This is a genomic window from Noviherbaspirillum pedocola (assembly GCF_016632335.1).
Taxonomy (GTDB): Bacteria; Pseudomonadota; Gammaproteobacteria; order Burkholderiales; family Burkholderiaceae_D; genus Noviherbaspirillum_A; species Noviherbaspirillum_A pedocola.
The window spans coordinates 267,259-292,202 of record NZ_JAEPBG010000008.1 but is presented as its reverse complement, the minus strand read 5'-3'; the positions used below and the strand labels follow the sequence as shown (position 1 = coordinate 292,202).

The 24,944-nt window shown below is 64.5% G+C and carries 27 protein-coding genes; 6 read left to right on the top strand and 21 right to left on the bottom strand.

Annotated elements, in window-relative coordinates:
• Positions 1-183: 183 nt before the first annotated feature.
• From JJB74_RS19285 to JJB74_RS19235, 11 genes are read right to left on the bottom strand one after another with little or no spacing between them, the layout of a single operon-like run.
• Positions 184-651: a F0F1 ATP synthase subunit B gene (locus JJB74_RS19285; protein WP_200594510.1), complete on the bottom strand. Its 468-nt coding sequence runs from the start codon at positions 649-651 to the stop codon at positions 184-186.
• 42 nt (positions 652-693) lie between these two features.
• Positions 694-1,122, bottom strand: a complete 429-nt coding sequence (locus JJB74_RS19280; protein WP_200594508.1) for a F0F1 ATP synthase subunit epsilon — start codon at positions 1,120-1,122, stop codon at positions 694-696.
• Between the two features lie 34 nt (positions 1,123-1,156).
• Positions 1,157-2,029, bottom strand: coding sequence for a F0F1 ATP synthase subunit gamma (gene atpG, locus JJB74_RS19275; protein WP_200594506.1), 873 nt, complete (start codon positions 2,027-2,029; stop codon positions 1,157-1,159).
• Positions 2,030-2,045: 16 nt separating this feature from the next.
• Positions 2,046-3,053 (bottom strand): hypothetical protein, encoded by a 1,008-nt coding sequence (locus JJB74_RS19270; RefSeq protein ID WP_200594504.1) that lies wholly within the window; start codon positions 3,051-3,053, stop codon positions 2,046-2,048.
• 25 nt (positions 3,054-3,078) lie between these two features.
• Positions 3,079-3,333, bottom strand: a complete 255-nt coding sequence (locus JJB74_RS19265) for an RNA-binding protein (RefSeq protein WP_200594502.1) — start codon at positions 3,331-3,333, stop codon at positions 3,079-3,081.
• A gap of 10 nt (positions 3,334-3,343) precedes the next feature.
• Positions 3,344-4,126, bottom strand: a complete 783-nt coding sequence (fabI, locus tag JJB74_RS19260; RefSeq protein WP_200594500.1) for an enoyl-ACP reductase FabI — start codon at positions 4,124-4,126, stop codon at positions 3,344-3,346.
• Positions 4,123-4,788 carry a 3-oxoacid CoA-transferase subunit B gene (locus JJB74_RS19255; protein ID WP_200594498.1) on the bottom strand — a complete coding sequence of 222 codons (666 nt, stop codon included), beginning with the start codon at positions 4,786-4,788 and terminating at the stop codon, positions 4,123-4,125. Before JJB74_RS19255 ends, fabI begins: the two co-directional genes overlap by 4 nt.
• Before the next feature lie 4 nt (positions 4,789-4,792).
• Positions 4,793-5,440 (bottom strand): CoA transferase subunit A, encoded by a 648-nt coding sequence (locus tag JJB74_RS19250; protein ID WP_200594496.1) that lies wholly within the window; start codon positions 5,438-5,440, stop codon positions 4,793-4,795.
• The gene (locus JJB74_RS19245; RefSeq protein ID WP_200594494.1) at positions 5,437-6,627 is read right to left on the bottom strand and encodes an acetate/propionate family kinase; all 1,191 of its coding nucleotides are present in this window, start codon (positions 6,625-6,627) and stop codon (positions 5,437-5,439) included. Before JJB74_RS19245 ends, JJB74_RS19250 begins: the two co-directional genes overlap by 4 nt.
• Positions 6,628-6,631: 4 nt before the next feature.
• Complete coding sequence (locus JJB74_RS19240) at positions 6,632-7,600, bottom strand: phosphate acetyltransferase (RefSeq protein ID WP_325170145.1); 969 nt, start codon at positions 7,598-7,600, stop codon at positions 6,632-6,634.
• A gap of 5 nt (positions 7,601-7,605) precedes the next feature.
• Positions 7,606-9,933: a DUF3141 domain-containing protein gene (locus JJB74_RS19235; protein ID WP_200594490.1), complete on the bottom strand. Its 2,328-nt coding sequence runs from the start codon at positions 9,931-9,933 to the stop codon at positions 7,606-7,608.
• Between the two features lie 224 nt (positions 9,934-10,157).
• Here JJB74_RS19235 and JJB74_RS19230 point away from each other — a divergent pair, with 224 nt between their 5' ends.
• Positions 10,158-11,075 (top strand): transporter, encoded by a 918-nt coding sequence (locus tag JJB74_RS19230; RefSeq protein WP_234484295.1) that lies wholly within the window; start codon positions 10,158-10,160, stop codon positions 11,073-11,075.
• A gap of 42 nt (positions 11,076-11,117) precedes the next feature.
• Here JJB74_RS19230 and JJB74_RS19225 read toward each other — a convergent pair whose 3' ends face one another.
• A complete protein-coding gene (locus JJB74_RS19225; protein WP_200594488.1) occupies positions 11,118-11,813 on the bottom strand; it encodes a lipid-binding SYLF domain-containing protein in 696 nt (231 codons plus the stop codon).
• Positions 11,814-12,011: 198 nt separating this feature from the next.
• Between JJB74_RS19225 and JJB74_RS19220 the strand changes: the two genes are divergently transcribed.
• The 5 genes from JJB74_RS19220 (at position 12,012) to JJB74_RS19200 (ending at position 16,784) form a co-directional block, all read left to right on the top strand.
• Positions 12,012-12,326 carry a hypothetical protein gene (locus JJB74_RS19220; RefSeq protein ID WP_234484294.1) on the top strand — a complete coding sequence of 105 codons (315 nt, stop codon included), beginning with the start codon at positions 12,012-12,014 and terminating at the stop codon, positions 12,324-12,326.
• 59 nt (positions 12,327-12,385) lie between these two features.
• A complete protein-coding gene (locus tag JJB74_RS19215) occupies positions 12,386-12,724 on the top strand; it encodes a hypothetical protein (protein ID WP_234484293.1) in 339 nt (112 codons plus the stop codon).
• A 55-nt stretch (positions 12,725-12,779) separates the two neighbouring features.
• Positions 12,780-13,634: a DUF2092 domain-containing protein gene (locus JJB74_RS19210; protein ID WP_234484292.1), complete on the top strand. Its 855-nt coding sequence runs from the start codon at positions 12,780-12,782 to the stop codon at positions 13,632-13,634.
• On the top strand, positions 13,631-14,392 hold the full coding sequence (locus JJB74_RS19205; protein ID WP_200594486.1) for a hypothetical protein: 762 nt from the start codon (positions 13,631-13,633) through the stop codon (positions 14,390-14,392). The genes JJB74_RS19210 and JJB74_RS19205 overlap by 4 nt, the downstream gene beginning before the upstream one ends.
• Before the next feature lie 172 nt (positions 14,393-14,564).
• Positions 14,565-16,784: a hybrid sensor histidine kinase/response regulator gene (locus tag JJB74_RS19200; protein ID WP_200594484.1), complete on the top strand. Its 2,220-nt coding sequence runs from the start codon at positions 14,565-14,567 to the stop codon at positions 16,782-16,784.
• A 98-nt stretch (positions 16,785-16,882) separates the two neighbouring features.
• Here the strand turns inward: JJB74_RS19200 and JJB74_RS19195 are convergent, their stop codons facing one another.
• The 9 genes from JJB74_RS19195 to JJB74_RS19155 all read right to left on the bottom strand — a co-directional run bounded on the left by JJB74_RS19195 (position 16,883) and on the right by JJB74_RS19155 (position 24,885).
• On the bottom strand, positions 16,883-17,362 hold the full coding sequence (locus tag JJB74_RS19195; protein ID WP_200594483.1) for an RES family NAD+ phosphorylase: 480 nt from the start codon (positions 17,360-17,362) through the stop codon (positions 16,883-16,885).
• On the bottom strand, positions 17,362-17,862 hold the full coding sequence (gene parS / locus JJB74_RS19190) for a type II RES/Xre toxin-antitoxin system antitoxin (RefSeq protein WP_200594481.1): 501 nt from the start codon (positions 17,860-17,862) through the stop codon (positions 17,362-17,364). The genes JJB74_RS19195 and parS overlap by 1 nt, the downstream gene beginning before the upstream one ends.
• 82 nt (positions 17,863-17,944) lie before the next feature.
• Positions 17,945-18,646 (bottom strand): ABC transporter ATP-binding protein, encoded by a 702-nt coding sequence (locus JJB74_RS19185; RefSeq protein ID WP_200594479.1) that lies wholly within the window; start codon positions 18,644-18,646, stop codon positions 17,945-17,947.
• Positions 18,639-19,427 (bottom strand): ABC transporter ATP-binding protein, encoded by a 789-nt coding sequence (locus tag JJB74_RS19180; RefSeq protein WP_234484291.1) that lies wholly within the window; start codon positions 19,425-19,427, stop codon positions 18,639-18,641. The genes JJB74_RS19185 and JJB74_RS19180 overlap by 8 nt, the downstream gene beginning before the upstream one ends.
• Positions 19,417-20,439, bottom strand: a complete 1,023-nt coding sequence (locus JJB74_RS19175) for a branched-chain amino acid ABC transporter permease (protein ID WP_234484290.1) — start codon at positions 20,437-20,439, stop codon at positions 19,417-19,419. Before JJB74_RS19175 ends, JJB74_RS19180 begins: the two co-directional genes overlap by 11 nt.
• 2 nt (positions 20,440-20,441) lie before the next feature.
• The gene (locus JJB74_RS19170; RefSeq protein ID WP_200594477.1) at positions 20,442-21,311 is read right to left on the bottom strand and encodes a branched-chain amino acid ABC transporter permease; all 870 of its coding nucleotides are present in this window, start codon (positions 21,309-21,311) and stop codon (positions 20,442-20,444) included.
• Between the two features lie 93 nt (positions 21,312-21,404).
• Positions 21,405-22,583, bottom strand: coding sequence for an ABC transporter substrate-binding protein (locus tag JJB74_RS19165; protein WP_200594475.1), 1,179 nt, complete (start codon positions 22,581-22,583; stop codon positions 21,405-21,407).
• Positions 22,584-22,685: 102 nt separating this feature from the next.
• The gene (locus JJB74_RS19160) at positions 22,686-24,251 is read right to left on the bottom strand and encodes a benzoate-CoA ligase family protein (protein WP_200594473.1); all 1,566 of its coding nucleotides are present in this window, start codon (positions 24,249-24,251) and stop codon (positions 22,686-22,688) included.
• A 163-nt stretch (positions 24,252-24,414) separates the two neighbouring features.
• Positions 24,415-24,885: a DUF4863 family protein gene (locus JJB74_RS19155; RefSeq protein ID WP_200594471.1), complete on the bottom strand. Its 471-nt coding sequence runs from the start codon at positions 24,883-24,885 to the stop codon at positions 24,415-24,417.
• Positions 24,886-24,944 lie beyond the last annotated feature (59 nt).

The following is a 24,944-nucleotide window of genomic DNA, read 5'->3' as shown; positions in this document are numbered from 1 at the left end:
CAAAGGCAAAGGCAAAGGCAAAGGCAAAGGCAAAGGCAAAGGCAAAGGCAAAGGCAAAGGCAAAGGCAAAGGCAAAGGCAAAGGCAAAGGCAAAGGCAAAGGCAAAGGCAAAGGCAAAGGCAAAGGCCGTCGGCTACATCGATGGGCTTCTTGCACCGGTCCCTTTACCGGCCCGGGAGAGTCTCAATCCTTCCCCGTGCGCCGCACCAGCTCCGCATGCGTCTGCGCATCCATCTCGCGCTTCAGGATTTCCTCCGCACCACGCACCGCAGCCGCCGCGAGCTCGTTGCGCAAGGCGTCGCGCGCGCGGGCCATTTCGTGGCCGGCCTCGGCGCGCGCGTTGGCGAGGATGCGCTCGGTCTGTTCCGCGGCCGCGCGCTGGCCATCCTCGAGGATGCGCGCTATGCGCGCATCCGCCTCGGTCATCCAGCGCTCTTTGTCCCGCTCCAGCGCCGTCAGGCGTTCGCGCATTCTCATTTGCGCCGCATTGCCTTCCGTGCTGCTGCGCTCGGCGATGGCCAGGCCGTCCGCGATGCGCTTGATGCGCTCGTCGATGGCATTCCTCACCGGCGGCCAGAGATAGCGCCAGACGAAGGCAACGAACATAAGAAAGACGACGCATTCCCCAAACAGGGCGGCGTTCACGTTCATCGCAATTCTCCTCTGTCAAGCCTGGATGCAGGGAAAGCCGCTTCAGCGCTTGCGCCGCATGCGCGTTATGGCCTGCAACTGCGCGATCGCCATCGCCAGCTCAGCCTGGGCCTTCGCATAATCGACGGTGCCCTGCCGGTTGCCGAGGTTCTCCTCGGCCAGCTTGCGCGCTTCCATCGCCTTCGCTTCATCCAGGTCGCGGCCGCGGATCGCGGTATCGGCCAGCACCGTTACCTCATAGGGCTGCACCTCGAGGATGCCGCCGGCAACGAAAATCAGTTCCTCTTCAGCCTGGTCCGGGCGCTTGATGCGCACCGCGCCCGGCCGGATCCGGGTGATCAATGGCGTATGCGATGGATAGATGCCAAGCTCGCCGACCTCTCCGGGCAGGGCCACGAATTCCGCCGGGCCATCGAAGATTTCCTCTTCGGCCGATACCACGCTCACATGCACGCTCTTCGCTTCAGCCATGATGCCTCCTGGTTGATGCCACTGATAACGCCTGCTAAACCGCAGCCGCGCCGGACACGATCTCGGAGATCTCGGTCGTGATCGCCGCCTGCCGCGTCTTGTTGTAGACCAGGCGCAGTTCATCGATCACGCTGCCGGCGTTGTCGCTGGCCGCCTTCATCGCCATGCGTCGCGCGGACTGCTCGGAAGCCATGTTCTCCGCCAGCGCCTGGTACATCAGCGCTTCCAGGTAGCGGATCAGCAGCTCGTCGATCACCGTCTGTGCATCCGGCTCGTACAGATAATCCCAGTGATGCGGCGCCCCCGGATCGGGGCGTAGCTCTTCATCGGACAGCGGCACCAACTGCAGCGACACCGGTTCCTGCTGCATGGAATTGACGAAGCGGGTGTAGAACACGTGGATGGCGTCCAGATCGCCGTTCTGGTACCCATCGAGCAGCACCTTGGCCGGGCCGACCAGGCGATCCAGATGCGGCACGTCGCCGAGCTGCGTGACCTGCGCGATGATCTTCGCGCCTATGCGTGACAGGAAGCTCAGTCCCTTGCTCCCGACCACCATCAGCTCGCATGCCACGCCCGACTTCTCGAACTCGCGCATGCGCTGCGTCAGCGTACGCAGCACATTCGCATTCATCCCGCCGCACAGTCCCTTGTCGGTCGTCACCACGATCAGGCCGACGCGCTTGAGCGTCTTGTGCTTCACCATCAGCGGATGCCGGTACTCCGGATTTGCTTCCGACAAATGCCCGGCGATATTGCGCACCCGGCTGCTGTAGGGGCGCGCCGCGCGCATGCGCTCCTGCACCTTGCGCATCTTGGATGCGGCGACCATTTCCATGGCCTTGGTGATCTTGCGCGTGTTCTCGACGCTCTTGATCCGCGAGCGGATCTCCTTGCCGCTTTGCATGCTTGTCCTCCTTCGTTCATCCGAGCAGGCGCTCGGCTTCCTTCAGCAGGTCATGCTGTGCGCGCAGATCGCGCCGCGCGAAGCGCACTAGGGTGAACGCGCGCTCGCGCGGTGGCGTGGTCGGGATGCGCGCGACCGGGACTTCGATGTCGACGCCCGGTGCGGCCAGATCCTCGACGAGTATGTTCATCGCATTCAGGCGGAAGCGGCGCAGCCAGACGGACAGATACTGCTCGGGATTGGCGAATACCATGCGCACCTTCTCCAGTTCGCGTTCCAGTGCATCGGCCCCGGTGCCGCAGCGCTCCAGCGCGCGCTGGTTGTCTTCGATGGAACGCTTCACGTCCTCGGCCTGCGCCAGACTTTCCTCGCGCGTGAGATTGAACATGCCCATCACCCCGGCCCCATGCAGCTCCAGCAACTTCAGCCGGGTGCGCAGCAGGGCTCTTTCCTCGGCAAGCCGATCACGCAGCGACTTATCGGCGTTGATCTGCTCCAGGGCTTCCAGCCCGAGCTGATCCATCAGGCGGCGCAGCACTTCCTGCCTCAGGTCCGGCCCGCTGCGGCCGCACAGGCGCAGCTGATGGTCGGTGAAGGACAGGGTGGTCTGCGGCACGTCGCGGCGCACCGTGTCGCCGTGCTGTGCGACGCCGAGCACGCGACGCTCTGTCATCTCCATGCCCAGCACCGCATGCACTTCCTGCGCGTCCGGGTTGCGCTCGAACCACTGGCGCAGATCCGGCGAGGCGCTGATCACGCGGGTCACATCGTCCGGCGAGCCGAAGAAAGCATGGATCCAGGGGTCCATCGACCAGGCAGCTTCGTTCGCCTCATGCGGCCTCGGCATGTGCCCGAGCAGGCCTTCGATATACGCCTGGCTGGTCTCGACCGCAGACGCCAGGCGCGTCTTGCAGCGGCGTACCAGTTTCAATTGCGGATGCAGCGCGAGGAGCCGCTCCACTGCATCATCGACATCGTCGTGTACGCACGCGTCGTCGCCCAGCAGCCAGTCGAGTATGTTCATGGCTTGTTTCCTGCCTTGTTTTTCATTAGTTAAATCGGCCCGCCATCACCTGCGCCTGCAGGCGCCGGTTCTTCCAGTACAGGTTCTGCAGGCGCGGCTGCAGTTGACGCAGCACTGCGGCCGGCGCGTCGTGAAAGCTCAGCAGCACCGCCGGCCGGGAGCCATCGCCCGGAATGTGCTGTATCGCGTCGTATTCCGGGAAGCCGTACTTCACCAGGAAGCTCTTGATGTCCTCATCCGAGGCGCTGGAATCCACATTGCCCAGCAACAGGTCTGCCATGTCCTTCTCCTCAGGCCATGATGTTGACGCCGCCATCGATGTACAGCGTTTCGCCCGACAGCCGCCTTGCGAGCGGCGTAGCAAGGAAGGCGCAGCTGTAACCGACGTCCATGATGTCGACCAGCTCGCCGAGCGGCGCGCGGCGCGCGGCTTCGTTGAGCATCAGATCGAAGTCCTTCAGGCCCGATGCGGCCCGGGTCTGCAAAGGGCCCGGTGAAATCGCGTGCACCCGGATCTGCTTTTGTCCGAGCTCGTAGGCGAGGTAGCGTGCGCAGGCTTCGAGCGCCGCCTTCACCGGCCCCATCACGTTGTAGTTCGGCACCACCTTGTTGGCGCCGTAATAGCTCATCGTGAACATCGTGCCGCCTTCCTTCATCAGGGGCGCGGCAAGGCGCGCGAGCCGCACGAAGGAATGGCAGGAAATGTCCATCGCCTGGCCAAAGCCTGAGGCCGAGCAATCGAGCAGCCCGCCCTGCAGGTCTTCCTTCGGTGCCCAGGCGATCGAGTGCACCAGGATGTCGAGCCGACCCCATTCCTTTTCGATGCGCGAGAACACCGCTTCCATGTCATCAAGCCGGGTCGCGTCCAGCGGCATGTAGATCGGCGCTTCCAGCTCTCGCGCCAGCGGCTCGGTATGCGTTTTCGTCTTGTCGTTCGCATAGGTCAGCGCCAATTGCGCGCCGAGCTCGTGGAAGGCCTTGGCGCAGCCATAGGCAATCGAATGCTCGTTGGCGACGCCGCAGACCAACGCCTTCTTGTCTTTCAGTATCGGACGGGGAATGTCCAGGCTCATGATGTCACTCCTTCAATAGGCATTTCGGGAACCGGTCCATCGATCGCCAGGCTCGCTTCGGTGGCGGCGAGCACCTGCTCCACGCTCACGCCGGGCGCGGTTTCGCGCAGCCGCAGCCTGCCGTTTTCGAAAGCGATCACGGCGAGCTCGGTGACGATCAGATCCACGGCACGCAAGGAGGTCAGTGGCAGCGTGCAGCGCCGCACCAGCTTGGACTGGCCCCGGGCGCTGTGCTGCATCGCCACGATGACCCGCTTGGCGCCGGTGACGAGATCCATCGCGCCGCCCATGCCCGGCACCATCTTGCCCGGGATGGTCCAGTTGGCGAGATGCCCTTCTTCATCCACCTGCAGGCCGCCCAGCACCGTCAGATCGAGATGCCCGCCGCGGATCAGGCCGAAGGACATCGCGCTGTCGAAGGTGGAGGCCCCGGGCAGGGCCGTCACCGGGTGCCCGGCGGCATCGGTCAGGTAGGGCAGGGCCATGCCGGCCTCGGGGATCGATCCGGTGCCAATTAGGCCGTTCTCGGACTGGAAGTAGCAATGCACGCTTGCGGGCAGATGGTTCGCCACCAGCGTCGGTATGCCGATGCCGAGATTGATCAGCATGCCATTCTTCAGCTCGCGCGCAATGCGTTTGGCAATCAGCGTTTGTGCATCCATGGATTCACCTGTGAGCGATCAGGTAATCGACCAGCACCGCCGGCGTGACCACGTGGTCCGGCGCGATCACCCCGACCGGGACGATATGCTCGACGTTCGCAATGACCGTTTTCGCCGCCATTGCGATCACGGGGTTGAAGTTGCGCGCCGTGAGCGCATACACCAGGTTGCCCTGATAGTCGGACATCATTGCCTGCACCAGGGCGAAGTCCGCCGCCAGCGCGGTTTCGAGCAGATAGTCGCGTCCGTCCACATCGAGCCTGGTCTTGCCTTCCTCGACCGTGGTGCCGACGCCGGTCGGCGTAAGCACGCCTCCCAGGCCGCAGCCGGCGGCGCGGATACGCTCGATCAGCGTGCCCTGCGGCACCAGCTCGACCGCGATCTCGCCCTCGATCATCTTTTTCTGCGTTTGCGGGTTCAAGCCGATATGGCTGGCGACCAGCCTGCCAACCACGCCGGCATCGATCAGCTTGCCGATGCCGCAGCCCGGTGTCGCGCTGTCATTGGCGATGACGGTGAGATCGCGCTTGCCCTGCCGCGCCAGCTCGTCCATCAGGCATTCCGGCGTGCCCACGCCCATGAAGCCGCCGATCATCACGCTGGCGCCATCCGGGATCATCGCCACTGCGCTTTCCAGACTGACGGTCTTCATGTCCGCACCATGCGTATCACATTGCGGGTATGCCTGGCGATCATCAATTCCTCGTTGGTCGGAATCACCCAGGCCGACACTGTTTGGTTCGATGCGCCTATGCACGGGCCGCCGCGTTCATTGGCGTCCTGATCCAGCGCGAGGCCGAGCCAGGATGCGGCCTCGCAAACCCGCGAGCGGATTTCCGCCGAGCGCTCGCCGATACCGGCGGTGAAGACCAGCGCATCGATGCCGCGCAGCGCGGCGCACAGCGAGCCGATTTCGCGCGCGATGCGATACACGAAGAGGTCAACGGCGAATTGCGCGCGCGGTTCCTCGCTGGCCAGGAGCTGGCGCATGTCGCTGGAGATGCCGGACACGCCAAGCAGGCCAGACTGGCGGTACAGCAGGTCTTCGATACGGCGCGCATCCATCTTCATCTCGTCCATCAGGTACAGGATGACGCCGGGATCGAGGTTGCCGCTGCGCGTGCCCATCATCAGGCCATCCACCGCGGTGAAGCCCATGGTGCTGGCCACGCTCTTGCCACCGTCGAGCGCGCACATGCTGCAGCCGTTGCCCAGGTGGGCGACCACGGTCCTGCCAGTTGCCGCGTGCGGCGCGATCTGAGGCAGCACGCTGGCAATGTATTCATAGGACAGGCCATGGAAGCCATAGCGGCGCACGCCCTGCTCGGTGATGGAGGCGGGCAGCGCATAGGCTTGCGCCAGCTCGGGCTGCCCGCGGTGAAAGGCCGTGTCGAAACAGGCGACCTGCGGCAGCTGCGGCCGGGTTTCGGCGAGGATGCGTATCGGCCCGAGGTTGTGCGGCTGATGCAGCGGCGCCAGTGGCGTGAGCTTCGCCAGCCGCGCGATGACGCCGGGGGAAACCAGCACCGGGCCATCGAAGTCCATGCCGCCGTGCACCACGCGATGGCCGACCGCGACCAGACGGTTGTCGCCACGATGGCTCATCAGGAATTCGGCAATGAATTCCAATGCGCCCTGGTGGCCGAGGCCGGCGCTCTTTTCCCAGGACTTCTCATGGATGGTCTCGCCATGACGGTCACAGGCGGTGAAGCGCGGCATGGTATAGATGCCCTCGGCCTGGCCGTACAGCACCAGATCGAGCTCCTTGCTATCCGCGTCGAAGGCGCGGAACTTGATGCTGGACGAGCCGGCATTGAGGACGAGTATCAGGTTGGCCATCGCATCACCCCATGGTCTTGCCGCTTTCGCGGCGCGCCTTTGCCACCAGCGTCGCTACCGCGCAGGAAGCGAGCCGGGTGACGACCGAGTCGGCGCGGCTGGTCAGAATCACCGGCACGCGCGCGCCGAGCACGATGCCGGCCGCATCCGCGCCGGCGAGGAAGGAAAGGCTCTTTGCCAGCATGTTGCCGGCTTCGAGGTCTGGCACCACGAGCACATTGGCGCGGCCCGCGACCGGAGATTCGATTCCCTTGATCCTGGCCGCTTCCGGGTTGATCGCATTGTCCAGCGCCAGCGGGCCGTCGATCACGGCGCCGCTGAGCTGATGGCGGTCCATCATCTTGCACAGCGCCGCCGCCTCCAGCGTGGAAGGGACTTTCGGATTGACGGTCTCCATCGCTGACAGCACCGCGACGCGAACCTCCGGCAGCGTCATCGCATGCGCGAGATCGATCGCGTTCTGCACGATGTCGATCTTGTCCTCCAGCGTCGGCGCGATGTTGACTGCGGCATCGGTGATGATCAGCGGATCGGGATGGCCCGGCACATCCATCACGAAGCAATGGGACACGCGCCGCCCGGTGCGCAGACCGGAGTCTTTCTTTACGACCGCTCGCATCAGTTCATCGGTGTGCAGGCTGCCCTTCATCAAGCCCTCGGCCCGGCCTTCGCGCACGAGCTGCACCGCGAGTTCGGCGGCCGCTTCCGAGAAAGGCGCGTCCATGAGCGGGTAATCCGCGATCGACAACCCGGCTTCGCGCGCCGCTGCTTCGATGCGCTCGCGCGGGCCGACCAGGATGGGCGCGATCAGGCGCATCTGCGCGGCTTCGATTGCGCCCGTGAGCGAACTGCGATCGCAGGGATGCACGACTGCGGTCGGCAGCGGCGGCAGGTTCTTGCAGTAGTCGATCAGGCGCTGGTATTTCTGGTGGCGGGGTGTATCCATCGAAGACTCCTGTGCGGTTGCATTGATGTGTTTCAGGCTTGCCCTATCGCTTCCAGCCGCCGCTCGCGCACCGGCCTGCCGCCGAGCACGGCGCGCACCCGTTCCAGCATGGCCAGTTGCTCGGCAGTCGGCTCCACACTCTGCACATCCCTGTCCGCCATCAGCTTGTCGAGCAGCGTCAGCAGGCGTTCGCGGTCAGCGGCGTTATCGAGAAGCTTGGGCAGCGTGTCGAAGGCAAGTTCAGGGTCATAGCGGGCGATGATTTCCTGCTCGCCGCGCACGCGGCGCCACTGATCCGCCTCTACCTTCGGCAAATATTCGGCATAAGCCTGCTTCTTTTCCTCGCGCATGATCAGGCGCGCGACCGGCAGCGGTTCGCCCTTGCGCGACAGCAGATAGGCCACGCGGGCGAAGGCTTCGGTGTAACCGCCCTGGCCCGCCGAGGCCAGCGCTTCCTTGACGAAAGGCAATTCGCGCGGATCCGTGGTGACGGCCGCCCGCTTGACCTCGGTCTCATGCTTGTCGGCCAGGTACAGCGAAAAGACATTGGCGTAGATGCCGAAGAAGGTGGCCTCGGTGGCCGCATCGCGCAGGCCGCGGTACAGCTCGAGCGTCGCGCTGATCATTTCCGAGCCGGCCGTCTCGAGCTTGCGTTGCGGCGTATCCGCGTCTATTGCCTTGCGGTTGGCACCGACCCATTGCGCCGTTGCGGGCAGCCACCAGGTCCAGGGATTGAGCTGGGACAGCGACCAGCGCTGCAGGCGCAGCGGATGGAATTCGCGCAACAGCTTCGCGCTGAATTCGTTGGCCGTCGATTGCACCGTCGGCTGCGCGAAAAGTTCATAGGCGCGCTGAACGAAGTCCGAGATCGTGACGACCGCTTCGAAGGGCTTTTCATCTTCGCGCTGGAAGCGGTTCAGGCGCGAAGCCACTTCCTCCAGTTGATGCTCGCGGAAGACGACGTCGTACACCGGCTTGCCGTTCTCATCGCTGTGCTCGGTGATTTCCATGCCATACAAACCGGGCGGCAGCATTTCGATCTGTTCCAGCACCGACACGATCTGCGCATGCTCTTTCTTCGCGACCCGGCCCGAAACGAAGATGCCGAGATGGCCGATGTCCTGGTGCAGCAGGCCGACGATGACCTGGCCGCGCACCTTGATTTCATCGGTCGATTCATAGATGTCCAGTACCCAGTTGAAGGCTTGCTGCGGCGGCGTGATGTTGTCGCCCATCGAGGCAAACAGGATGATCGGCGCCTTCAAATCACGCAGATCGAAGGCCTTGCCGGCGCTGCTCTTCACATCGCCGGAGAACAGCTTGTTGCCGACAAAGAGGTTGCGCGTGATCCATTCGATCTCTTCGCGGTTCATCAGGTAATAGCCGCCCCACCAGCGTTCGAATTCGAGAAAGCGCTCCGGCTCGGTATCGATGTTGCTGTACAGGTGGTACCACTTGTCCCACAGCGAATTGGCCGGGTTCAGGTTCTCGAAGTTCTGCACCAGGTGCGCGCCGTCGAACTTGCCATTGCCGAGATCGGCGGTGAGCGAGGCGAGCCAGGTGCCGCCGAGTATGCCGCCGGCGTAGCGCATCGGATTGTCGCCTTCACCTTCGCTCCACGCGCCGCCCCAGTAGGACATCGGCGCGCCGTTGATGACCACCGGCCCGGTCTGCTCGGGATCGGAAGCGGCAAGCATCATCGCCGCCCAGCCGCCCTGGCAGTTGCCGATGATGGTCGGTTTGCCGCTCTTCGGATGCAGGCTGCGCACCTTCTTGACGAACTGCTGCTCCGCCGCGCACACATCGAGCATGGTCTGGCCCGGTTCGGGGTCGCGAAAGAAGATGACGAAGTAGACCGCGTGGCCGGCGCGCAGCGCCACCCCGACCTGCGAATCGTCCTTGAAACCGCCGATGCCGGGACCGTGGCCGGCGCGCGGATCGATGATGATGTAGGGACGCTTTTCCGGATCGATGACGACCCCGGCCTGCGGCTTGATCTTCAGCAGCGCATAGTTGACCGGACGGTCGAAGCCGCGGCCATCCATCACCATGTCGTAGTCGAAATGCAGCACCGGCTTGAGTCCGGAGATGGCGTTCTGCACGAATTCATCGCCGCGCTCGCGCAGCGTGTTCCAGAACAGGATCGAACGTTGCATCGCATCCATTGCGTAGGCGGCGTTGCCCCATCCATCCGCCATGCAGACCGCGGCGCTTGCCAGCGGCCTGGCGCCGTCGCTCTCGGTCAGCGCCTTGAGCTTGTCCGTGAACTTTTCGTATGCCTTGGCGCAGCGTTTGCGGTACAGCATCGCAATCTTGATGCCGGTCTCGTGGCTGCGCGCAATCTGTGTTGCTTGTTCCATGTTGAGTCACCTCGGTGCATGCGGGAAAGGGCTGTGCTCAGGATGGGCCGTCCTTGCCGCGGGGAGCGAAACCTGTGAAAAGTCATCTTCAAGCCGGGGGGCAGCGGCGACAATCAGACCAAGGTCCAATCCCGGCGGCATGCCGCGCCGCGTCAGCATGCGCATGCGGTGCAGCCGGCGCCGGCGGACCTTTTGTCGATGAAACGAAACGGGACTTTGCCAACATGCTCGTCCATCCGCGTCATGCGCTGCGCCATGTCGTTGCCATCGTTGCGATGCCGGCGGCGTGCGCCCTGGCGCAGGAAATGGAGCCGCGCGCCTATTCCGCGTCTCCGGTGGACACCAACTTTGCGCTGGTCAATGTCACCCGCCTGCATGGCTCGGTGCTGCCCGACCCGTCGGTGCCGATTACCGATGTTGCGGCCAGCATCGACGCGCAAACCTTCGGCTATGTGCGCACCTTCGGCGTCGGCGGCCATGCGGCTTCGCTCGGTGTCGCGCTGCCCCTGGTGCAGGGCGATGTCAGCGGCAATGTGGTCGATGCGCCGACCGCGGTGCATCGCGCAGGACCGGGTGACATGCGCGTGCGCTTCGCCCTCGGGCTGATCGGCTCGCCTGCATTGAGCGCCGCGGAATTCGCGCGACGCACGCCGGAAACGTCGCTCGGCGCGAGCCTTACCGTGATTGCGCCCACCGGGCGCTATCGTCCCGAGCGCCTGGTGAATGTCGGCAGCAACCGCTGGGCGATCAAGCCGGAGCTCGGGCTATCTCAGCCACTGGGGAAATGGTTCGTCGAAACCAGCCTGGGCGTGTGGCTGTACGGCGAGAACGATGAGTATTTCGGAGGCAGCCGGCGCGAGCAGGATCCGCTTGCGCTCGTGCAATTGCATGCCGGCTACAACTTCCGCCCCGGGATGTGGCTGGCGACGGATCTCTCATTCAGCTCGGGCGGACGCAGCCGCGTCGACGGTCTGGAGAAGCAGGACCGGCAGCAGAATTCGCGCTACGGCTTAACGTTCTCGCTGCCGCTGGGCAGCGGCTGGTCGATGAAGTTCGCATGGGCGCGCGGGCTGGTCACGCGCGTAGGCGGCAACTTCGAGAGCGTAGGGGTGAGCCTGCAGCGCGCCTGGGGCAGTCAATAAGGTGTACTCGACCTGACTGGCCCTGCGACGCCCATGCTTCGCTCAGCGCGATACCATTCCCGTCAGCGGCGCTCCCCTTTCGCTCGTCACCGTGTGCTTCACCAGAATGTCCACCGGCTTGGCAGGCGTGCCATAAAAGGCCCGGTTGCCCAGATCGTCGGCTGAAATCACCGTGCCGTTCAGGTTCAGTCCGCCATACAGACCCTTGGCGCGGGTATAGACCACCATGTCGGCCGGGATCGGGGCGCCTGTGCCGGCGCCGACCGGGCCGGCCGCGATGCTCACGTCGCCGCCAAGCTTGAAGCTGGTGGAGAGCAGGGAATCCATGCCCTTGTCCGTCATTACCAGCCCCACCATTTCCGCTGCTTCCGCGCCCGCCTGCAGGCCGATGCTGCCGCTGCCGATCTTGTAGAAGGCCGGGCCATACCAGCGGGAACCGTCGCGCGCAATCACCAGCAGATTGCCGCCCGAGCCGCCGATGACGAAGCCGGCCTGGAAAATGCGCGGCGATATCAGCACCGCTTTCGCATGTCCGATGTTCTGCTGCAGCCAGACCATGTCCGGATCACGCTGGAAATTCGATAGCGTGGTTTCCGCTTCGCGCATGGTCTGCTGCGCATCCCCGGAAGACTGCGGCGAGGCGCAGCCGCCGAGCACGGTGAACGCGATGGGCACCACGGATAGGGACAGCGCCAAAGGAACGACGGCAAAACCGCTACGCATTTTTTTATTCAGCATCGAAATCCTCCTGGGGTTGGAAAGGTCGATATGCCCGCTTGCGCCGCGCGCGCAGCAGCCAGGACCAATCGGGGACAGCTTATGGAGCCCCAATAGCGCGGGCGATTAGACCTTGGTGCCATTGTTCTTCCCTCACATGCCCTCCTAGACTTGGCACTCAAGGCGGTGTGGATTCATGACCGCGCAATGGAGGCTGATATGAAAAGCAGGGCAAGCGTAGCGGCAATGCTCGTTGTCGCTCTTGGCGCGTACGGCGTCGCATCGGGGGGCGCGCATGGCGCGGAATGCGCAAGCAATGCGCGCGGCCGCACCGCGTGCGGCAACGGCAACGAAGGCGCGATGGTGAATCGCAACACCGGCAATGTGGTGACCACCCAGAAAGGGCCTTACGGGGCCAATACCACAGAGAGCAGCCGTGGCGGCAAGGCGGTCACGAAGAACGGTAAGGGTGTCTATACCGCTCCAGGCGGCACGACGTGCGTGAGGACGGCCAACGGCCAGGAATGCAGGTAGAGGCGCTGATGACCTCTGGCATACAAGCCCGGTTAATGACGTGGAAAAGGAAGAAGAACATGAAGATGAACAGGCTCGACAGTTTTCGCTGGCGGCATGCGGGGTGCGCATGGATGGGTGCCGCAGCGCTCGTGCTGTTCGCCGACGCGGCGTCGGCGCAGTCCGAATCGTTTCCGATGATGGACAAGGTGGCGGAGCGCGTCGTTGCCCAGTACCAGAATTCCAGCTGCCAGCAGATCATGGCGAAGAAGATGACGCCGCCGTCGCCGCAGCAGATGCAGATGGAACAGAAGGCGGTGCAGTTGCTGCGCACCGATCCCGCGATGCGTCAGCATTTCATCAACAGGGTTTCCGCGCCGATCGCCAACAAGATGTTCGAGTGCGGCATGATCCCTTGAGCGCCGGAGCGCCGCCCGGTCATGGGCGGCGCAATGGCAGCGGCATGGAGTAGCGATGAAGACGGTGAACAGGTCCTGGCACGGCACAGTCCGCGTCGGCGCGGTGCTGGCGACGGCGTTGCTCGTGGCGCACGGCGCGCTTGCGCAGACTTCCCCGCCGCCAGCCGCGGAGACGGAGAGTTCGGCCGCGCAGGAACCCTCCCAAAAGACGGCGCATGAACTGCTGATGCGCATGGCGCGATTCCTCGCCGGCGCGAAGCAATTTTCCGTCACCGTGCTCGATGGCTACGATGCGGTGCAGGAGTCCGGCGAGAAGATCGAATTCGGCGCCCGCCGCAAGCTGCTGCTCGCCCGGCCCGACCATCTGCTCGTGGAAACCGAGCGCAGCGATGGCTTTCGCAGCGCGGCGGTATTCACCGGCAAGGAAATCGTGCTGACGGATTTCGTCAGCAATGTCTACGCGTCGACGCCGCAGGACGGCAATCTCGACGAAGGCATCGTGCGCCTGGTGCGCGACCTCGGCATACACCTGCCGCTGGCGCTGCTGTTGACGACGCGCGCGCCACAGGAGTTCGAAGCGCGGGTGCGCAGTATCGAGTACGTCGAAAAGACCAACCTGCTCGGCACGCCTGCGCATCACCTCGCCGCGCGCGGCGATTCGGTGGATTTCCAGGTCTGGGTCGCCGATGGCGACAAGCCGGTGCCGCTACGGATCGTCATTACTTACAAGACCGAGCCGGGCCAGCCGCAGTTCCGGGCGCAGCTTTCAGACTGGAATCTCGATCCGAAAGCCGGCGATGCAGCCTTTGCGCCCAGGGTGCCGCCAGGCGCGCAGAAGATCGCCTTTGCCGCGCAACTGGCGAAAGGTGCATCGGATACGGCGAAGGCAGCGCAGGGAGACCGGCAATGAATACCACCAGGGCGGCGTACCGCGCCGCGGCAGTCCTTGCCGCGGCTCTTGCATTGCAGCCCTTCGGCGATGCGCAGGCGCGCATCGGCGGCGGCGGAGGGGGCGGCCGCGGTGGCGGCGCGGGCGCGGGCGGATTCTCGCGCGCCGGCGCCGCCTCTTCCGGCGGTTTCTCCGGCAGCGCGGCGCCGTCCAGGAGCGCTGCAGCGCAGCCTGGCGCCGCGCAGGCGCAGCGGCAGCAGAGCGCGAGTGCGGCACAACAACAGCGCCAGCAGAGCGCAAGCGCGGCTCAGGCGCAAAGGCAAACGAACGCGAACACTGCGCAGCAGCAAAGGCAGCAGAGCGCAAGTACGGCGCAACAGCAGCGGCAGCAGAGCGCGAGCGCGGCGCAGACACAGAGACAGACCTCGGCAGCGAATGCGCAAAGCAATCGGCAGAACGTCTATGTCAATAGCGGCGGCTGCCATGACTGCAATGACTGGGATGGCGGCTCGGCGGCGGCCGGCTTTGTCGCCGGCGCGATGGTGACCGGGGCGGTGGCAGCGGCAAGCCGACCAACCTATGTCGCACCCGTGCCCGTGGTCGCTACCGCGGTGCCGGTCGCGGCCGCCCCGCCGCCGCCGGTGGCGCCACCGTGCAGTGTGGCTGCGACCATGGTCGATGGCGTGGCCTACTATCGCTGCGGCAGCACCTGGTACAGCGCCGGTTACGGCAGCGGCGGCGTGGTCTACATGCCGGTAGCGGCACCCACCGGATATTGACGCGGTAGGCAAGCCGCTGCATGCCGGAAGCCTTTTGCGCGGCCGAAAGGCATATGCGACGACGTGGCATCGCATGCCGCGCCGGCTTTTCTTTTGGTTGTCTTTCTCTCGAGCACCGACGGTAAACGGTGTAATCTACCGATTGTCTCGTTCGAATAGCGACCAACTATCTATGCGAAGCCGTTTTTATCTTCCGAGAAACATCGTTTCGGGCATGGTCGTTGCCCATCTTGCCATCTTCGCCATCATCTTATTGTCCGGAACACTGGCGCTGCACAATGCGCAGATCCAGGAAGGCGCGGCACGCAGATACATCGAGGCGGAACGGGTCGTCGACCTGATCGAACTGATTGAACAAGCGGTTACCCATGCCGAAGCCGGTCAGCGCGGCTACCTGCTGACCGGCCAGCGCGACTACCTGGAGCCGTATTGGCAGGCGGTGGACGGCAGTGCTCAATCTTCAACACATCCTCCGATCAGGGTGTTGCTGGGCGAGCTTGCGCGTTCAGCGCAAGCGCACGCACAGCTCGGCGAAGAGTTATCTACGCTCAGCGCGCATATCGACGCCAAGCTTACGGAGTTGCAGCGCACCGTCGAGCTGTATCAGGCCGGAAGGGAAAAGGAAGCGCTGGCGCTGGTGCGTTCCGGCACGGGCAAGGATGCCATGGATCACATCCGAGCCGGTCTGGCGCGCTTGAGTCATGCCATGGACGTCGAACTGCGGGAACTGGACAGAAAGCGGTCGGAAGTGGCCGCTCAGGCATATCTGTCGGCAGCCATCATTTCTCTGCTTTCCGTTGTCGCGCTTTTCGCGCTGCTGCTGGCCACGCGCAAGGTGAACCGGCGGATCGCCCAGGCACAGGCACGGGTTGGTCATTTCTTCGAATCGGACCTGTTCGGCATTACTCTGTCCGACGCGGCCGGCGGCATCGAACGGGCCAATGACGAATATCTGCGCATCATTGGCTACAGCCGGGACGACCTCGAGAACGGCGGCTTGCGCTGGGATACCATCACGCCGCCGGAGTGGCTGGAAATCGAAAGGGGCTATATCGACGAGGCGCGCAAGACCGGGCGTGGCCGGCATTACGAAAAGGAAATCGTGCGCAAGGATGGGAAGCGGGTGCCCGTGCTTCTGGGCTTGGTGTTCACCGATGAAGCGCGCCATCATTTGGTGGCCTTCGTGCTTGACATCACCGAGCAGAAGCGCAGCCAGGAGCAACTGCGGCGTCAGGAAGAAGAGCTGCAAAACGAGAATCGCCGCAAGGATGAATTCATCGCGATGCTCGCGCATGAGCTCAGAAACCCGCTGGCGCCGATCCAGACCGGCCTGGATCTGATGAGGATGTCGCCGTCCTCGTTCCCGGGCTTCGAAAATACGCTGACCATCATGGATCGCCAGCTCGGCCACCTGGTGCGGCTGATCGACGATCTGCTGGATGTCTCGCGCATCAATGCCGGCAAGCTGGAACTGCGCCTGGAATGCATCGCGGCAGTCGATGTGGTGAATGCCGCGCTGGAAGCGATCGCGCCGCAAATGGCCGAGGCGAGACAGACGCTAGACCTTGATCTGCCTGAGCACGAGCTCTTCCTCCATGCCGACCTCGTGCGCCTGACGCAGGTGCTGAACAACCTGTTGAACAATGCCGTCAGGTATACGCCGCAGGGCGGCCGGATCCGGCTCGCCGTCAGGCGCGACGGGCGGAATGCGGTTTTCGAAGTGAAAGATAATGGCATCGGTATCGAGCCGGAGATGCAGCCGATGGTGTTCGACATATTCGCCCAGGCCGGCTCCGGCCGCCGGATGCGCAGGGACGGCCTTGGCCTGGGCCTGCCGCTGGCGAAACGGCTGGTGCAGATGCATGGCGGCAGCATTGCATTGCATAGCGCGCCGGGGCAGGGCAGCAGCTTCATCGTCAGCATTCCGGCCGTGGAGGCCATCGCGCCGGCTGCCACAGAACCGGCCGGCGCGAGCGCCGCGCATGCCGAAGAAGCCGTGCCGGCGTGGCGCAGTCCCAAGCGCATTCTGGTGCTCGACGACAACGTCGATGCAGCCAATCTGCTGGGCACGCTGCTTGGCGCGCAGGGCCACCAGATCGGTTATGCGCATTGCGGCGCGGACGCCATCGCGCTTGCCGGCGAATTGCAGCCCGATATCGCATTTCTCGACATCGGTCTGCCGGATATGAGTGGGTACGATGTTGCGCGCGAGCTGCGCCGCATGCCGGCGCTTGCGCGCACCAGGCTGGTGGCACTGACGGGCTGGGGCGCCGAGCGCGACAAGCAGGCCAGCAGAGAGGCCGGCATCGATCTGCATCTGACCAAGCCGGCGCGGATCGAGGAGATCCGTGCGCTGATTCCGGAACTGGACAGCCGCGTTGCGCTGGATTGACGCAAGACCCGTGGCAAAGGACCAGAGCCATACCTACCGAGTAGCGGCGGCCTGCGAGCGGAGCGGCATTCACTGTCGCCGGTCAGGCTGCGCTCTCGTCATAGCCGCGGATCGTAAATAAATTGCCGCAGCACTGCCGCCACCAGGCGCTTTGCATCCGGATGCGCCGGATTGATCAGCACATTGCATTCTTCCGGCACCAGTACGGAGGGCACTTCAAGCAGCGCCGCCGAGCAATCCGCCAGCCAGGCATTGCCGAACTCGATGGTGCTCATGCCTGGCGGCTCGGCGCGCCAGGTCGGGTCGAGATCTTCCGACGCGATGTATTCGCGCCGCCTCCATACCGCCTGCGGCACGTCGATGCGTACCAGAAATGCGTTCCTGATCGCGATGTCGTCGCCAAGATGGGCCAGGGTTTCGAGCGTCGCCAGCGCAATGCTGCGGCTGGCATAGACGACCGCCCGGCCCTTGCCGTTCCAGCGGCCGCCAACCTTTTTGGCGCCGCCGCCGGAGAGGTCGTCGGCGCGGTAGTCGGGAGTGTGCTTGGCTATGCGCCACAGCGCCACGCTTGACGCCATTAGGAAATCACGCCGTGTTCAATGCGGCCCAGCGTGTCGAGCACCAGTTCATAGCCGGCCTCGGTGTCGAGCAGCGACAGCGGCGATTCGCCGCCGAGGGACCGGTTCTCGCGGATGATCCAGTTGCGCGCGGCTTCCTCGTCCTCGAGCACTTCATTGGCGCGCTCAAACACGCGGTTGACACGGTAGATGCGGTCCTGCTCTACCGCGGCCAGCGGCTGGCCCTTGCTGACACGGCCCTTCAGCGTGCTCTTCGGCAGGCGTAGCCGCTCGAACAGCTTGTCCTGGCTGATACCTAGCCGTTCAGCGACGCCGGAGACGATGTCGGCCGGCGCGCCCAGGCGCATCGCGCGAATGACTTGCGTGGCATCGCCGCCGAAAGCCGCGACGTCGCGGCGCTTGCCGCTGCGCATGGAAACGGTTGGCGCAGTTGCAGTGCGCTTGATGCGGCTTGCGGGGATGGACGCCCGGGAGGCGGGGGAGACGTTGTCGGTGGCCATGGCATGTCCAATTGAAGACAAAAATTTATCCAATTATAGACGAACCCGGTCGTCAGCCACCTTTCCTGCTTACCGCAGACTTCTACACCCCGAGATAGCGCGTCAGCGCCGCATGATCCGCGGCCAGCTGCGCCGACACGCCTTCCAGCACGATCCGACCCTTCTCCATCACCACCGCGCTGTCGGTATGCGCCAGCACCATGCGGTAATTGCGATCGACGATCAGCGTGGAAATGCCGGTCTCGCGCACCTGGCCGATCACGCGCCAGATTTCCTGCACCACCAGCGGCGCCAGGCCTTCGGTGGCTTCATCCAGGATCAGCAGCTTCGGATTGGTCATCAGCGCGCGGCCGATCGCCACCATCTGCTGCTCGCCGCCGGAAAGCTGTCCGCCGCCATGGCCCAGCCGCTCGGCCACGCGCGGAAACAGCGACAGCACGCGATCGAAGGTCCAGTCGCGCCTGCCATCCGGACCGGGGCGCGCGCTCATCAGCAGGTTTTCCCGCACCGACAGATTCGGAAAGATGCCGCGCCCTTCGGGCACATAGCCGATGCCCAGCCGCGCCATCTTCTCCGGCGTGGTGCCGCCGACATCGCGCCCCTCCCAGGCGATACGGCCATCGGCCAGCGGCACATAGCCCATCAGCGTCCTGATCAGCGTGGTCTTGCCCATGCCATTGCGGCCCAGAAGGCCGACCGCGCTGCCCGCAGCAATCGTCAGGCTCGCGCCCTGCAGGATGTGGCTGTCGCCGTAATACGTATGGACGCCGGAAAGCTCAAGCATGCATGGCTCCATCGGAGAAGGCATCGCCGAGATAGGCGAGCTGCACATCGGGATTGCTGCGGATCGCTTCCGGTGCGCCACTGGCGATGACGGCGCCGTTGACCATGACCGTGATGCGGTCGGCCACGCGAAACACCGCATCCATGTCGTGCTCGACCAGCAGGATTGCGTGCTCATTCCTGAGCCGCTCGAGCAGCGCCAGCATGCGCTCGCCTTCTTCCGGGCCCATGCCGGCGAGCGGCTCGTCGAGCAACAGCACGCGCGGCGCGGTTGCCAGGCACATCGCAATCTCGAGCTGGCGCTTCTGCCCATGACTGAGGCTGCCGGCCGCGCGCGCCGCATGCACCGCCAAGCCCGCGACTTCCAGCGCCTCATGCGCGATGGCCATGCTGCGCGCGCAAGCCTGCGCCGCCTGCCACACCTGCCACGGCCGCTGCAAAGCGGCCTGCGCGGCGAGGCGGCAATTTTCGATCACGGAAAACTGCGGAAAGATGGTGGTGCGCTGATAGCTGCGGCCGATGCCGGCGCGCGCGCGCTTGGGCTGCGACCAGCCGGTGGCATCGATGCCATCGAAACGCAGCCGTCCGGCAGAGGGCGCGATCTCGCCGGAAAGCATGTTGATCAGCGTCGACTTGCCGGCGCCATTGGTGCCGATGACGGCGTGCAATTCGCCCGGAGCCAGCGTGATCGACACCTCCTTCACCGCGGTCAGGCCGCCGAAGCGGCGCGTCAATCCCTCGGCTTCGAGCAGTGCGCGCGAGCTTGTCATTTCACTTTGCATGGCCTTCTCCTCGTTTCGCGCTGAAGCGTCGCCTGATGCCGATCAGTCCCTGCGGCAGCAGCGCCACGAACAGAATCATGGTCAGGCCCAGCGTCAATTGCCAACGCTCGGCGAGCGCGCCAAAGATCGCGGAGGACGCATAGAACTCCTTGAGCAGCACGAAGGCCACCGCGCCGATCACGGCGCCGCGCAGGCTGCCCAGGCCGCCGAGGATGATCATCATCAGCACGCCGCCGGACTCATGCCAGGACAGCAGCTCGGGATTGACCGCGCCATTCTTGGTCGCCATCAGAAAGCCCGCCACGCCGGCCAGCATGGCGGCGATCACGAAGGCGGCAAGCTTGTACAGATAGGTCGCATAACCGGCCGCGCGCATGCGCTGCTCGTTGACGCGTATGCCAGCAAGCGCATGGCCGAAGCGCGAGCGCAGCAGCAGCGCCAGGAAGCCATACACGGCGACCAGGCAGGCGAGAACGAAGTAATACATGTGCGGTCCGCGCTCCAGGTCCAGCAGCACGGTTTCTCCCAGTTTCCATACCGGGCGCATGGTCAGAAAGATGCCATCGCTGCCGCCGCCGACCGGCGTGTCATGGAACACGAAATAGGCCATCTGCGCGAAAGCCAGCGTCACCATGATGAAGTACACACCGCGCGTGCGCAGCGACAGCGCGCCGACCGCGAGCGCATAGATGCCGGCGCACAGCATTGCCGCCGGCAGCAGCCAGGCGATCGATGCGGCATCGTCGCCGGAAGCCAGCACGGTCACATATGCGGCGATGCCGAAGAAGCCCGCATGGCCCAGGCTCACCAGGCCGGTGGTGCCGACCAACAGCTCGAGGCTGAGCGCGAAGATCGCGTAGATCATGATGCGCACCACCAGGTCGGCGCTGTAGCTCGACAGCACCAGTGGCAGACCTGCCAACAGCGCGGCAACGATCACTGGCGTGCGCCAGGCGCGGAACCGGCTACGCGCGGGACGCGGCATCGGAAGGGCGAATTCGGTCGTCTGCATGATCAATAAGCCTTACGCAATCCCTCGGGACGCCATACCAGGATGAGCGCCATGAGCAGGTAGATGCTGATACCGCTGTACTGCTGGAAGAACACCTTGCCGAAGGTGTCGACGAAGCCGACCAGCAGCGCCGCGATCAGCGCGCCCGAGATCGATCCGATGCCGCCGATGACCACGACCACGAAGCAGATGATCAGGATCTGCCCGCCCATGCCGGGATAGATCGAGGCCGACGGCGCCGCGATCATGCCGGCCAGCGCGGCGAGCGCAACGCCGGCGGCGAAAACGATACGGTACAGCAGGCGGATATTGATGCCCAGTCCGCGCGCCATGTCGCGGTTGCTGGCGCCGGCGCGGATCATCATGCCGAGCCGGGTGCGGTTCACCACGAAGTAGAGCAGGATCGCCACGACGATGCATGCGCCGGATGCGAACAGGTTATAGACCGGATAGCTCATCAACCCGCCAAGGGAAACGCCACCCGAGAGCCACGGCGGCGCGGTTATGCCATGCACGTCGTTGCCGAACAGGATGCTGCGCACTTCCTCGAACACCAGGATCAGCGCATAGGTCATCAGCACCTGTTGCAGATGATCGCGTCCATACAGATAGCTGAAGAACAGCCATTCGAGCACGTAGCCGAGCAGGGCGGCCAGGATGACGCCGGCCACAAGCTGCAGCAGTAATTGCCCGCCGAACATCGGCGCCAGCGCGAAAGCCATGTAGGCGCCGATCATGTAGAAGCTGCCATGGGCGAGATTGATCACCCCCATGATGCCGAAGATCAGGGTCAGGCCGCTGGCGACCAGGAACAGCAGCAAGCCGTACTGGACCGCGTTGAGGCACTGGACGAGGAAAGTGGAGAGGTCCATGGTGGGGAAGTATTTTTCGTAGGGTGGGCGCAGCCCACGCGTGCCTCGCGACCGGACAAGCGCGTGGGCTGCGCCCACCCTACGCATTGCGCATTACATCCTGCAGCCCTTGGCCGGATCCGCCAGGCCCTTGACCGCCACGTTCTTCACCTCGTTCAGGTTGCCCTTCACCTGGCGCAGATAGATGTCCTGCACCGGGTTGTGCGCCTTGGACAGCTTGAACGGGCCGCGCGGGCTGTCGACCTGTGCCGCTTCCATGCCTGCCACGACCTTGTCGCGCGCTTTGATATCGCCGCCGGCCGCCTTCAGGCCCGCGGTGAGCAATTGCGCGGCGTCATAGCCCTGCACTGCATAGACGTCCGCATTGGTCTTGTAGGCTTTGGCAAAGGCCAGCCGGAACGCGTTGTCGCGCGGTGTGTTCAGATTGTCGGCGTAATGCAGCGTGGTCAGCATGCCCTGCGCGGCATCGCCCTGCGCCTCGAGCGTGCCGTCGGTGAGGAAGCCCGGGCCGTACAGCGGGATGGTCTTCATCAGGCCAGCCGCGGCGTAATCCTTGACGAACTTGACCGCGCCGCCGCCGGCGAAGAAGGCATACACCGCATCCGGCTTCTGCGCGGCGATCTGCGTGAGCAGCGCCTGGAATTCGACGTTCGGGAACGGCAGGCTCAGCGCCTGCGTCACCTTGCCGCCGCCGGCTTCGAAGCCTTCGGTGAAGCCCTTGACCGATTCATTGCCGGCCGCGTAATTCCAGGTGATCGTAACGGCCTTCTTGTGGCCGCGATCGGCCGCGACCTTGCCCATCGCATAGGCCGGCTGCCAGTTGGTGAACGAGGTGCGGAAGATATTCTTCGCGCACATCGGCCCCGTGATCGCGTCGGCGCCGGCGTTGGGCACGATCAAAAGCGTATTCGATTCCTTGGCCGCCTTGGCCATCGTCATCGCCACGCCGGAGTGCACCGTTCCCACCAGCACATCGACCGCATCGCGCTTGATCAGCTTGTTGACATTGTCGGCGGCCTTGGCCGGGTCGGATTCATCGTCGACCTTGAAGTACTGCACTTCGCGTCCCGCGAGCTTGCCGCCCTGTTCCTGCACCTGCAGCTTGAAGCCGTTCTCGATCATCGTGCCGAGGTTGGCATAGGTGCCGGTGGCCGGCAGCATGAAGCCGACCTTGATCGGCTCGCCTTGCGCATGCGCCGCGCCGGACACAGTGAATGCGGCAAAGGCGGCCAGCGCAATGGCGCGCGGAAGGAATGAACGGGTGCTTCGCATGATGTCTCCTCAAAGGCTTGTTGATATCGTTGTATTGCGTGGTCATGCTACCCGGCCGGGGCCGGCGTGATGCGGGTTCTGGCAAGTTTTTTTGCTGCGTCCTCAGCCTTCCATCGCGCGCAGCTTGAAGCGCTGTATCTTGCCGGTGGCCGTCTTCGGCAGGTCGTCGACGAAGATGAATTCGCGCGGGTACTTGTGCGGCGCCAGGCGCGTCTTGACGAAGGACTTGAGCTCGATGCACATCGCCGCATCGCCGTTCTGGCCGCCGCGCAGCACCACGTAGGCCATGGTCTTGGTCAGGCCATCCGCATCCGGCTTGCCCACCACGGCGCATTCCAGCACCGAAGGATGGGCAATGAGCGCTGACTCGACCTCGATCGGCGACACATACTGGCCGCTGACCTTGAGCATGTCGTCGCTGCGGCCGGCATAGGTGTAATAGCCGTCGCGGTCCATCACGTACTTGTCGCCGCTCTTGACCCATTCGCCCTGGAAGGTGACCCGGCTCTTGTCGCGATTGGTCCAGTACATCAGCGCCGCGCTCGGGCCGCGGATGTAGAGGTCGCCGACATCGCCGGCCGGAACCGGCCGGCCATCCTCGTCGCGCAGCTCGATGTCGTAGCCCGGCACCGGGCGGCCGGTGGTGCCGTAGCGGATGTCGCCGCTGCGATTGGACAGAAAGATATGCAGCATCTCGGTCGAACCGATGCCATCGAGAATGTCGGCGCCGAAATGCGACTTGAAGCGCTCGCCGACTTCGCGCGGCAACATTTCGCCGGCCGAGGCGCAGATGCGCAGCGCGGTATCTTCGCGCGCCGGCAGCTCGCTTGACGCCAGCATCGACACATACAGCGTCGGCACGCCGGCAAACACCGTCGGCTTGTGGCGCACCAGGCGCTGGAACACTGCCTGCGGCGTGGGCCGCTCGGCCATCAGCACCGTCGTGGCGCCGACCGACAGCGGAAAGGTCAGCGCATTGCCCAGGCCATAGGCGAAGAACAGCTTGGCCGCGGAAAACACCACGTCGTCCTCGCGCACGCCCAGCACCGGCTGGCCGTACAGCGCCGCGGTCCAGTACAGGTTCGCATGGGTATGCACCGTGCCCTTGGGCTTGCCGGTGGAGCCGGAAGAATAGAGCCAGAAAGCGATCGCATCGCGATGGGTGTCGGCATTGCCATCCTCGGGCAGCGGCCGCGCTTCCAGCAGCGCGTGGAAATCGATCGCCCCGGCCGGCAGCGCATCGCCGGCGCCGGAAACGATCAAGCGCGCGCTGCTGCCGGCATGCGCCAGCGCGCGGCTGACGCAATCGGCCAGCGGCGCCGACACGATCACGGCGCGCGCGCCGCTGTGCTGCAGCATGTAGGCATAGTCTTCCATCGGCAGCAGCGTGTTGACCGGCACCGGCACGATGCCGGCGAACAGCGCGCCGAGCAGGGCGACCGGCATGTCTACGGTGTCGTGCATCACCAGCAGCACCCGTTCTTCGAGCCGCAAATCCTGGGCGAGCAAGCCCGCGGCGCAGCGGCGCGCGCGCAATTCCAGCTCGGCATAGTCGAGGCTTTCGCGGTCGTCGATATAGGCGGTCTTGTTCGGGCGGGCGCGGTTGATGTCGAATAGGTGCCGCGCGAAATTGAAGCGCTCGGACGGGCTTTGAACTCCGGTTTCCATGCTGTCTCCTCGATAGGTCTACATGCTGTCGAGCCGCTGCGTTCGTTTCGTCCCATGCGGGTCGGCGCGGCGCGGGATGGCGACTGCCATACGCCGCCGAATCAGTTTTGCGCTCGAGCGGGCATTCATGCTGCAAGTCGATACAACGCGCAATGCGCAGGAATCAGGCTGCTCGGGTAAATTCGATCGCGCCCTGCGGCAACAGGTACAGCACCAGCGCGCGGCCTTCGGAAACAGTGGGACGATGCGCGCTGCCGGGGCCATAGACGCACCAGCCGGCTGGATGGCCATCGAAGCGCGCGCCGGGTGTCAGCGGCATGATCAGGTCGATCTCGCCATGCGGATGCACATGGTGCGGGCCGGCAAGGTCCTGCATGTCGACCACATCGACGGAAAAGCCGTGCGTCGCGTCCGTGGCCTTCAGCACCCGGCCGTAGCGGATACCGCCGCCTTCGCGATTGCACAGCCAGCCATCGCGCACGCCTTCGCGGCAGGCGGAAAAGAGGGCTTCATAGGCAGGGCTGCCGGGACCGTACTCCGCGTTCAGGCGCGCGGCCAGGGCGGTATCCAGCGGCTGGCCGGCGATGGACGAAGAGATGCCGGCGATGAGCTGTTCAAACTGGGGAACATCCACGAAAAGTCTCCTGAGACATCGCCTTTTGTTTTGCACGGCGCTTTTGTTATGCTTCGGAA